The 3,375-nt window shown below is 72.2% G+C and carries 4 protein-coding genes and 1 pseudogene; 4 read left to right on the forward strand and 1 reads right to left on the reverse strand.

Going from position 1 to position 3,375, the window contains the following annotated elements; all coding sequences use genetic code 11:
- The 3 genes and pseudogenes from EHS43_RS48470 to EHS43_RS40615 form a co-directional block, all read left to right on the forward strand.
- A pseudogene (locus EHS43_RS48470) lies at nt 1–121 on the forward strand (MarR family transcriptional regulator); the annotation flags it as partial.
- Between the two features lie 113 nt (nt 122–234).
- On the forward strand, nt 235–420 hold the full coding sequence (locus tag EHS43_RS40610; RefSeq protein ID WP_125195550.1) for a hypothetical protein: 186 nt from the start codon (nt 235–237) through the stop codon (nt 418–420).
- 54 nt (nt 421–474) lie between these two features.
- Nucleotides 475–1,296, forward strand: a complete 822-nt coding sequence (locus EHS43_RS40615; RefSeq protein WP_125195551.1) for an EamA family transporter — start codon at nt 475–477, stop codon at nt 1,294–1,296.
- 9 nt (nt 1,297–1,305) lie between these two features.
- Here EHS43_RS40615 and EHS43_RS40620 read toward each other — a convergent pair whose 3' ends face one another.
- A complete protein-coding gene (locus EHS43_RS40620; RefSeq protein ID WP_125195552.1) occupies nt 1,306–2,673 on the reverse strand; it encodes a S1 family peptidase in 1,368 nt (455 codons plus the stop codon).
- 304 nt (nt 2,674–2,977) lie between these two features.
- Between EHS43_RS40620 and EHS43_RS40625 the strand changes: the two genes are divergently transcribed.
- On the forward strand, nt 2,978–3,358 hold the full coding sequence (locus tag EHS43_RS40625; protein WP_125195553.1) for a PPOX class F420-dependent oxidoreductase: 381 nt from the start codon (nt 2,978–2,980) through the stop codon (nt 3,356–3,358).
- The last annotated feature ends 17 nt before the right edge of the window (nt 3,359–3,375 follow it).

The following is a 3,375-nucleotide window of genomic DNA, read 5'->3' on the forward strand; positions in this document are numbered from 1 at the left end:
CCGCCACCCCCTGGCCACCCCCGTCGACCTGGAGACCAGGGTGTCGGACTTTCACGACTGGGCGCGCGGTGCCGCCGTACTCGCGATCCAGGTGCTGGTCCTGGGTGTGGCCGAAGTGTGAAGCGGGCCACAGGTATTGACAGGGGGCGTGATCAGCGGGACGTGATCAGCAACACGGTCCGCTATGTCCTTTTCTGGTGTGATTGCTCACGGCGCCTTCACTTCCGGCGCCGTATGCTTCACATCATGTCCACCACTGTTGAACCCGTGACCGATCGATCGGCCGACGAGGTCAACGAGGAGATCCGGGCACTGTGGCGCCGGGCGGGCGGGACACTGAGCGGCGAGCAGCGCGAGGAGTACCAGCGTCTCGTCCTGGAGTGGGCCGCCGCCGCTCCGCAGCCGGTCCGGGCGGCCTGACCCCACGGACCCCCGCGGGGCATCACCGCCCCGTCCCTGGGCATCCCTGACGGGATGGGCCCTCTCCTCGCACTGGCCTCAGCGGTCTGCTACGGCATCGTCGACTTCGTCGGCGGTCTGCTGTCCCGTCGCGCCCACTTCGCCGCCGTCACCTTCCTCGGCCAGATCGGCGGCCTGCTGCTCGCGACCACCGCCGCGCTCCTCCTCCCGGCCGAGGCCGTACGCCCCGCCGACCTCCTGTGGGGCGCGCTCTCCGGCGTCGGGAGCGGCGCCGCCATGCACTTCCTCAACCGCGGCCTCAGCCACGGCGCGATGAGCGTCGTCGTACCTGTGAGCGCCGTCACCGGGGTCGCCCTCTCCGTGGTGTGCGGAGTGCTCCTCGGAGACCGGCCGACCGCCGTGGCCTGGCTGGGCATCGCCCTCACCGTGCCCGCGCTCTGGATGGTCTGCGGCGGCGCCACCGACGGCGGCGGAGGCGTCCCCGACGGGCTGCTCGCCAGCGCGGGCATCGCGCTCCAGTACATCGCCCTCGCCCAGTCCGGTGCCGGCGGCGGCCTGTGGCCGGTGGCCGCGGGACGGGCCGCCGCCGTACTCGTACTGCTGCCCGCGGCGGCACGGCGCCCGGCGCGAGTGCGTCTGCCGCCCGTGCGAGCCGTGCAGGCCCTGCTCGTCGGAGCGGGCGCCGCCCTCGGGCTCATCCTCTATCTGCTCGCCGCCCAGCGGCAGTTGCTGGCCGTCGCCGTCGTCCTGGCCTCCCTCTACCCGGCCCTCCCCGTGATCCTCGGACTCGCCCTGCTGCACGAACGGCTGAGCCGGAAACAAGTGCTGGGCCTCGCGGGTACGGGCCTGGCCACGGTCCTGCTCAGCCTGGGATGACCCCAGGACTCAGCCCCACGTGGCCGAGTAGTACCGCTGGTACGCCTTGCGGTCCTGCTCCGAGCGGATGTACCGGGTCGCCACCAGCGCGATCAGGCTCCCTCCGAGCACCAGCAGCCCCGGCCCGACGTTACGGGTGTCCGTGAGCCGGCTCAGCAGGGGCGTGCCCTCGGCCCCCTGCACCGCCGCCGAGGAACCGGGAGAGGCGGCACCGGGAGCGATCGAGCCCTGCGCGGAGGTGGCCGACGGCGCGGGAGAGGCTCCGCCGGCGGCGGCCGGGTTCGACACGATCAACTGCACGCCGAGCTCGTCCAGCGCCTTCGTCACCGGCTGGAAGAACGTCGTGCCGCCCTGTTTGCAGTCACCGCTGCCGCCCGAGGTGATCCCGAGGGCGATCCCCTCGGAGAACATCGGGCCACCGCTGTCCCCGGGCTCGGCGCACACGTTCGTCTCGATCAGCCCGGTGACCGTGCCCTCCGGGTAGTTCACCGTCGAGTTGACCCCCGTCACCTGGCCGTCGCGCAGGCCGCTCGTGCTGCCGCTGCGGAACACCCGCTGCCCGATGGACGGATCGCCCGCGCCGGTGATCTGCACGCCCTTGCCGTTGCCGATGAACACGACACCGGCGCCGTCGCCCGCCTTCCCGTCGGCGTACTGCACCAGCGAGAAGTCGTCGCCCGGGAAGCTCTGGGTGACCGTCCTGCCGAGCTGGTTGGTGCCCCCGGTGTCCGCGAACCAGACCGAGCCGGCGGGACCGCAGTGCCCGGCCGTGAGGATGAAGTCGCTCTGGCCGTTGGTCACGTTGAAGCCCGCCGAACAGCGTCCGCCGGTCGACAGGATCGGCTGCGCCCCGTTCAGGCGGGGAGTGAAGGTGCCCTCGGTGCGCTCCATGCGGACGAAGCCGCCGATGCCGTCCGCGACCTTCGTCATCGCGGCCCAGTCGGACGCCGAGACGGTGCTGTCGCCCTGCACCACCACCTCGTTGGTCCGGTAGTCCATCGACCAGGCGGTCCCCGCGACCCGGGGTGCCGAACGCAGCGTGCTCGCCGCCGACTTGAGCTCGTCCATGCTGTGCCCGACGACCTTCGCCCTGGCACCCGCCGCGCGCACCTCGGCGGCCGCCCGCTCGTCGGTGACGGCGACGACCGGCTTGCCGTCGGTGCCGATCCAGGTGCCCGCGGTACGGGCACTGCCGAGCCGCGACACGAGCTCGGCCCCGGTCTGCCCTGCCTTCATGGCGTAGGTGTGCGGCACGGTGGTGGCCGCGGGAGGTTCGCTCGCGACGGCCCGCGTGACCATCACACCTCCCAGGAGGAGTCCGCCGACTGCCGCCAGCCGTGTCACTCGCCGGACGACCCGTCGTCGTGCGTGCCTCATGCATGGCTCCCGAACCCGAACAAGCGGTGTCTGCACCGCAGGGCCCTCCGGTCGTTGAGCGCCCTCCTTGCATACGCGGCCGGAGCCGGGCGCGTTCACGACAGCGGGTGTCCGGGTGCGGCGGGACACCCCGGAGGCACGTCAATCGGCCACGAACAGAGGCGTGTTGGCGGGGTTCCAGGGAGTCGTGCCCGGCTCGGCGCGCGATCGGACACCGTCCGCCCGCGCAGCCGCCCCGGCTCGGAGCCGTCTTCGATCCGTGCCGCACCTGCGCGGATCGAACATGTTTGCCTAGACTTTTGTCATGGACGACACGCCGCTGGAGCGGCTCGGCGCGGGCAAGTACCTGCTGCTCACCAGCTTCCGCAAGAACGGCACGCCGGTCGCGACCCCCGTATGGGTGGTCCGCGACGGGGACGCACTCGGTGTGTGGACGGTCGCCGACGCCTGGAAGGTGAAACGGATCCGGGCTCGCGCGGACGTCCTGGTCGGCCCCTGCGACATGCGGGGCAACCCGACCGGCGACCAGATCCCGGCCAGGGCCGAGATCTGCGACGCGACGACCACCGCCCGCTACCGGCAACTCCTGGCCCGCAAGTACGGGATCCTCGGCCGACTCACCCTCCTCGGCAGCAGACTGCGCCGCGGGTCGGAGGGGACGGTCGGAATCCGCGTGACCTTGTGACGGGGGCGGGCCGGGTG

The organism is Streptomyces sp. RP5T, from assembly GCF_003933965.1.
In the GTDB taxonomy this organism is placed as follows: domain Bacteria; phylum Actinomycetota; class Actinomycetes; order Streptomycetales; family Streptomycetaceae; genus Streptomyces.

Bases quoted from the DNA above. Each gene is read 5' to 3' on its own strand.
- EHS43_RS40610 (WP_125195550.1), top strand. From the start codon at position 235: ATGCTTCACATCATGTCCACCACTGTTGAACCCGTGACCGATCGATCG.
- EHS43_RS40615 (WP_125195551.1), top strand. From the start codon at position 475: ATGGGCCCTCTCCTCGCACTGGCCTCAGCGGTCTGCTACGGCATCGTC.
- EHS43_RS40625 (WP_125195553.1), top strand. From the start codon at position 2,978: ATGGACGACACGCCGCTGGAGCGGCTCGGCGCGGGCAAGTACCTGCTG.
- EHS43_RS40620 (WP_125195552.1), bottom strand. From the start codon at position 2,673: ATGAGGCACGCACGACGACGGGTCGTCCGGCGAGTGACACGGCTGGCG.